This is a genomic window from Streptomyces sp. NPDC054840, assembly GCF_053611065.1.
On record NZ_JBSGZP010000942.1, the window covers coordinates 1 to 2219 of the forward strand.

The 2219-nt window shown below is 72.1% G+C and carries 1 protein-coding gene; it reads left to right on the forward strand.

All coding sequences use genetic code 11. The annotated features are described in order from the left end of the window. A partial coding sequence (gene cobN / locus ACWGIU_RS36220) for a cobaltochelatase subunit CobN (protein ID WP_453712326.1) occupies positions 1–2169 on the forward strand: 2169 nt, incomplete at its 5' end. Between the last annotated feature and the right edge of the window lie 50 nt (positions 2170–2219).

Sequence of the window (2219 nt, forward strand, 5' to 3'; positions counted from 1 at the left end):
GGCGAGAACCCGATCGCGATCTACCACGACCCGGACCTGCCGCCCTCGCACCACTACCTGGCCGCGTACCGCTGGATCCAGGCGCGCGCGCAGGACGGCGGCTTCGGCGCCGACGCCATGATCCACCTGGGCAAGCACGGCAACCTGGAGTGGCTGCCGGGCAAGAACGCGGGCCTTTCCGCCGCCTGCGCGCCGGACGCCGCCCTCGGTGACCTGCCCCTCATCTACCCGTTCCTGGTCAACGACCCGGGCGAGGGCACCCAGGCCAAGCGCCGCGTGCACGCCACCCTGGTCGACCACCTGGTGCCGCCGATGGCGCGCGCGGAGTCGTACGGCGACATCGCGCGCCTGGAGCAGCACCTGGACGAGTACGCGCAGATCTCCGCGATGGACCCGGCGAAGCTGCCGGCCATCCGCGCCCAGATCTGGACCCTGATCCAGGCGGCGAAGCTCGACCACGACCTGGGCCTCGAAGCACGCCCCGACGACGACGGCTTCGACGACTTCCTGCTGCACGTCGACGGCTGGCTGTGCGAGGTCAAGGACGCCCAGATCCGCGACGGCCTGCACGTCCTGGGCGGCGCGCCTACCGGCGAGGCCCGTGTCAACCTGGTCCTCGCGATCCTGCGCGCCCGTCAGATCTGGGGCGGTACCACGGCCCTTCCGGGTCTGCGCGAGGCGCTCGGCCTGGACGAGTCCGCGCCCACGCGTACGTCGGCGGACGCGATCGAGGAGCAGGCCCGCGCGCTGGTCCAGGCGATGGAGGACGCGGACTGGTCCCCGGACGCCGTGTCCTCGGTCGCAGCGGACCACCCGGCGGACGTCGCGGCGGTCCTGTCCTTCGCGGCCCGTGAGGTGGTCCCGCGCCTGGCCGGCACCACGGACGAGATCGCCCACGTGGTCGCGGCCCTGGACGGCCGTTTCATCCCGGCGGGCCCTTCGGGCTCGCCGCTGCGCGGCCTGGTCAACGTCCTGCCGACGGGCCGCAACTTCTACTCGGTCGACCCGAAGGCCGTCCCCTCCCGCCTCGCGTGGGAGACGGGCCAGGCCCTGGCCGAGTCCCTCCTCACCCGCTACCGCACGGACAACGGCGAGTGGCCCGCGTCCGTCGGCCTGTCCCTGTGGGGCACGAGTGCGATGCGCACGTCGGGCGACGACGTGGCCGAAGCCCTCTCCCTGCTGGGCATCCGCCCGGTCTGGGACGAGGCCTCGCGCCGCGTCACGGGCCTGGAGCCGATCCCGCTCGCCGAGCTCGGCCGCCCGCGCATCGACGTCACGCTCCGTATCTCGGGCTTCTTCCGCGACGCCTTCCCGCACGTCATCGGCCTGCTGGACGACGCGGTGCGCCTGGCCGCGTCCCTGGACGAGCCCGCCTCGGACAACTTCATCCGGGCCCACGCCCAGGCGGACCTGGCCGAGCACGGCGACGAGCGCCGCGCGACGACCCGTATCTTCGGCTCGCGCCCGGGTACGTACGGCGCCGGCATCCTCCAGCTGATCGACTCCCGCGACTGGCGTACGGACGCCGACCTCGCGGAGGTCTACACGGTGTGGGGCGGCTACGCGTACGGCCGGGGCCTGGAAGGACGCCCCGCCCGGGACGAGATGGAGACGGCCTACAAGCGCATCACGGTCGCGGCGAAGAACACGGACACCCGCGAGCACGACATCGCCGACTCGGACGACTACTTCCAGTACCACGGCGGCATGGTGGCCACGGTCCGCGCCCTGCGCGGCAGCGCTCCCGAGGCCTACATCGGTGACTCCACCCGCCCGGAGACGGTCAAGACCCGCACCTTGGTCGAGGAGACCTCGCGTGTCTTCCGGGCCCGCGTGGTGAACCCGAAGTGGATCGAGGCGATGCGCCGCCACGGCTACAAGGGCGCCTTCGAGCTCGCGGCGACGGTGGACTACCTCTTCGGGTACGACGCCACGACGGGCGTGGTCGCGGACTGGATGTACGACAAGCTCACCGAGACGTACGTCCTGGACCCGACGAACCGCGCCTTCCTGGAGGAGGCCAACCCCTGGGCCCTCCACGGCATCGCGGAACGCCTGCTGGAGGCCGAGTCGCGCGGCATGTGGGAGAAGCCGGACCCGCATATCCTCGAATCCCTGCGCCAGGTCTACCTGGACACAGAGGGCAATCTGGAGGCCGAGTCGGAGTAGCCCTCCCGGACCACAGGCCGTCCCCCTCACCCAGCCACTCGGGTGAGGGG